Origin of the sequence: Rhodoblastus sp. (genome assembly GCF_052145335.1) — a bacterium.
Lineage (GTDB): Bacteria > Pseudomonadota > Alphaproteobacteria > Rhizobiales > Beijerinckiaceae > Rhodoblastus.
Genome location: NZ_JBKQOU010000107.1, coordinates 1 through 4,264 on the forward strand (window position 1 = coordinate 1; position 4,264 = coordinate 4,264).

General features: G+C 66.2%; 2 protein-coding genes and 1 pseudogene. 1 reads left to right on the forward strand and 2 read right to left on the reverse strand.

Features of this window, described 5'->3' with window-relative positions; all coding sequences use genetic code 11:
- On the reverse strand, positions 1 to 2,555 hold a 2,555-nt coding region (gene putA, locus ACLP2E_RS07990; RefSeq protein WP_442465608.1), incomplete at its 3' end, for a bifunctional proline dehydrogenase/L-glutamate gamma-semialdehyde dehydrogenase PutA.
- Positions 2,552 to 3,856, reverse strand: coding sequence for a Glu/Leu/Phe/Val family dehydrogenase (locus ACLP2E_RS07995; RefSeq protein WP_442465609.1), 1,305 nt, complete (start codon positions 3,854 to 3,856; stop codon positions 2,552 to 2,554). The genes ACLP2E_RS07995 and putA, both read right to left, overlap by 4 nt.
- Before the next feature lie 181 nt (positions 3,857 to 4,037).
- Between ACLP2E_RS07995 and ACLP2E_RS08000 the strand changes: the two are divergent.
- A pseudogene (locus ACLP2E_RS08000) lies at positions 4,038 to 4,264 on the forward strand (coniferyl aldehyde dehydrogenase); the annotation flags it as partial.

The following is a 4,264-nucleotide window of genomic DNA, read 5'->3' on the forward strand; positions in this document are numbered from 1 at the left end:
ATCACCGGGCCGACATGGGTGTCGATCGCACGCGGATCGCCGACCCGCAACTCACGCGCCGCCCCGGTCAGCATTTCCAGAGCGGGAACGAAAATCTCCTCCTGCAGACAAAGCAGCCGCAAGGCCGAACAACGCTGTCCCGCGGAGCGGAAGGCCGAGGCCAGCACATCGTCGACGACCTGCTCGATCAGCGCCGTGGAATCGACGATCATCGCGTTGATCCCGCCGGTCTCGGCGATGAAGGGGACGATGGGGCCGCGGGAAGCCGCCAGCACTTTCTGGATGGCGTGAGCGGTGGCGACCGAACCGGTAAAGACCACGCCCGCCGTTGCGGGATCGGCGACCAGCGCCGCGCCGACAGCGCCGTCGCCGGGAACGAATTGCAGGACGCCTTTCGGGCAGCCGGCCGCGAACAGCAGATCGACGGCCTCATGGGCGACCAGCGGGGTCTGCGGCGCGGGCTTGGCGACGACGCTGTTGCCGGCGACCAGAGCCGCTGCGACCTGTCCGATAAAAATCGCCAGCGGAAAGTTCCACGGGGAAATGCAGACGAAGACGCCGCGTCCGTGAAGCCGCAAAAGATTTTCTTCGCCGGTGACGCCCGGCAGGGCAGTTTCCTTGCACAGGACCAGCGCCTGCACCGCATAATAGCGGCACAGGTCCGCCGCTTCGCGGACTTCCGCCAGCGCGTCGTCGAGCGTCTTTCCCGCCTCGCTCTGCAACAGTCGGATCAGCCGGCCGCGCCGCGTCTCAAGCGCGTCCGCCGCGCGGAGAAGCACTTGCGCGCGCTGCTCTACCGGCGTCCGGCTCCAGGCTGGAAAGGCGGCTTTCGCGGCCGCCATCGCGGCGCGCGCCGTCGCGGCGTCGGCTTCGCAAACCTCGCCCGCCGCCAAGCCGTCGATTGGCGACGGGATTTCGCGCGGCGGCAGGCCGGGGCCCGACGTCGGCAGGGCCAGAAACGCCGTCCCGGCGCGCGGCGCGATCTCTTCCAGCAAACCAGCCAGAGCCTTGCGGTCGCCAAATTCCACGCCAGCGGAATTTTTCCTTTCCGGCGCGAAAATTTCGCCCGGCAGGCGAAGATGAGCGTGCCGCACGCTGGGCGCCCCCGTGAGCGCCTCGACCGGATCGGCGAGCAGCGTTTGCGCCGCAATGGTGGGATCGGCGGCGCGGGCGACGAAGGAGGAATTGGCGCCGTTCTCGATCAGGCGGCGCACCAGATAAGCCAGCAGGTCGCGATGCGGACCGACAGGCGCGTAGATGCGGCAGCCGACCCCGGACCGTTCGAGGAGCGCCTCGTGCAAAGCTTCGCCCATGCCGTGGAGCCGCTGGAATTCGTATTTTCGCCCGCCCGCAAGCGCGACAAGGGTCGCTGCGGTCAAGGCGTTATGGGTGGCGAACTGCGGATAAAGGTTTTTATCCGCCAGAAGTCTTTCGGCGCAGGCCAGATAATGGAGATCGGTCATCGCCTTGCGGGTGAAGACCGGATAATCGGCCAGGCCGCGTTCCTGCGCGCGCTTGATCTCGCTGTCCCAATAGGCGCCCTTGACCAGCCGCACCATGAATTTGCGACTATTTGCGCCGGCAAGCGCCGCGACATGGTCGATCACCGCCAGGGCGCGCTTCTGGTAGGCCTGCACCGCCAGCCCGAAACCGTCCCAGCCGCCGAGAGAAGGATCGGCGGCGACGCGTCCAAAAAGTTCGAGCGACAGCTCCAGCCGGTCCGCTTCCTCGGCGTCGACGGTGAGGCCGAGGTCGTGGGCTTTGGCGAGCCGCGCCAGTTCGAGCAGTCGCGGCGCCAATTCGGTTCGCACCCGCTCGGCGGAAATCGCCTCGTATCGCGGGTGCAGCGCCGAGAGCTTGACCGAAATCCCTGGCCTTTCCGCCGGCCCTTCGCCCTGCGCCACCGCGCCGATGGCGCCAATCGCCTCGGCGTAGGAATCGAAATGCCGCTGTGCGTCGGCGCCGGTTCGCGCCGCCTCGCCAAGCATGTCGAAGGAATGGCTTATGCGCCGGTCTGAATTTCTGCGCGCTCGGGCCAGCGCCGCCTGGATGGTCTCGCCGAACACGAAATGGCCGCCGAGCAGTTTCATCGCCTGCCGCGCGGCGGCCCGCAGGGTGGGCGCGCCGAGGCGCCGCGCCAGATCGGCGCCGACGCCCTGCGCCGAAAATTCCGGCCCGATCAGCCGCGCCGAAAACCCCAGCGCGAAGGCGCAGGCCTGGACCAGCGGCGCGTCGGACGCGGTGTGATGATGGACGAAATCGCCGGCGGATAATTTATCGGCCAGCAGCAGATCGGCGGTCGGATTGTCCGGCGCCCGGACCAGCGATTCCGCCAGCGCCATCACCGCCAGCCCTTCGCGCGACGACAGCTTGAATTCCTGCAGAAAATCCTCGACGCCGCCGATCCCTCCACGATGCGCGCGGATGATTTCGATCAGCTCGCCAGCGAGCGCCCGAGCCGCCTGCCGCGTCACTGCGGGAGGCGCCCGCCGCAGCAGGCTTTCGGCGATTTCCTCGTCGGGCGGCGCGTAGGGAGCGGAAAATTCTCGGATCATGGGTAGAGGCCGCGTTCCTCATGCGCCGTCAGGATACGCTCGCAACCGACGACGAAGGCCGCCGTGCGCAGGGAAATCCGGCGCTTCTGGGAAACCTCCCAGATCTGGTCGAGCGCGTCGAGCACAATCTTGTCGAGGCGCTGGTTGATCTGCTCCTCGGTCCAGTAAAAGCTGGCGAAGTCCTGCACCCATTCGAAATAGCTGACCGTGACGCCGCCGGCGTTGCAGATCACGTCCGGCAGCACGACGACGCCGCGCGATTCGAGAACATCGTCGGCCTGCGGCAGGGTCGGGCCATTGGCGCCTTCGAGCACCAGGCGGGCCTTCAATCTGTTTGCGCGGAAAACGTCGATCTGGCCTTCGAGCGCCGCCGGTATCAGCACGTCGCAGCCCACGTCCCAGAACTCTTCGCGGGCCATGCTTTCGCCCCCCGAGAAATCGGCGACGCCATGATGGCCCGCGACATGCGCCGCCAGCTCGGAAATTTTCAAGCCTTGCGCGTTGAAAACCGCGCCGCGGGAATCCTGCACGGCGACGATTTTCGCGCCCGCCTGGGCGAAGAGTTCGGCCACCGTCGAGCCGACATTGCCGAAACCCTGAACGGCGATGCGCGCGCCCGCCACCGGCATGTTCAGCCGCCGCATCGCGGCGCATCCCATGACGAAGACGCCGCGCCCGGTGGCTTTCACCCTCCCCAGCGAACCGCCGAGATGGATCGGCTTGCCGGTGACCACGCCGGGGCTGGAGCTGCCGACGTTCATCGAATAGGTGTCCATCATCCAGGCCATGACCTGCGCATCGGTATTGACGTCGGGCGCCGGAATATCCTGCAACGGCCCGATGATGACGCCGATCTCGCTGGTATAGCGCCGGGTGGCGCGTTCCAGTTCCTTCAGCGAAAGCTTGCGCGGATCGAGCCTGATGCCGCCCTTGGCGCCGCCATAGGGCAGATTGACGGCGGCGTTCTTGACCGTCATCCAAGCCGCCAGCGCCATGACCTCTTCCAGCGTCACGTCGGGATGATAACGCACACCTCCCTTGCCGGGACCGCGCGAAAGGCTGTGCTGCACGCGATAGCCCTCGAAATGGGCGAATTCGCCATTGTCCAGTTCGATCGGCACGTCGACGATCAGCGTCCTTTTCGGCCGCCGCAAGGTTTCGGCCCAGCGCTCCAGATGGCCGAGAAAGGGCGTGACCCGATCCACCTGGGCCAGAAACGTTCCCCAAGCGGAACTTTCGGTCGGCTGGACATAGGACAGGTTGCTGGCGACCAGCGCGCCCCCGCTGACGGAAGGTTCCACGTTTCTCTCCCCTGAATGTTTTTTCCTGGGACCGGAGAGTAACGCCCGGCGGCAAAAAAAGACCGACCCGCTCAAGCTTTTTTCTTCGGCGGGCGGCCGGGGCCGCTTTTATATTCCGTGCCCCGTAAAAGCGCGCTAACCTGACAGGGGCCGCTCCCCTGGCCCCGATCGGAACGATTCCATGAGCCCTATGGAAGACCTGCTATCAAGGCAGAAAACGGCTTTCCTGCGCGACATGAACCCCAATTTCGCCAGCCGCCGCGACCGCCTGGACCGACTCGAGGCGATGATCGTCCGGCATGAGACCGACATCGCCGCAGCCATTTCCAGGGATTTCGGCAATCGCAGCGTCCACGAGACGCAATTGCTCGAATTCATCCCCGTGCTGGGCGCCCTGCGCCATGCGCG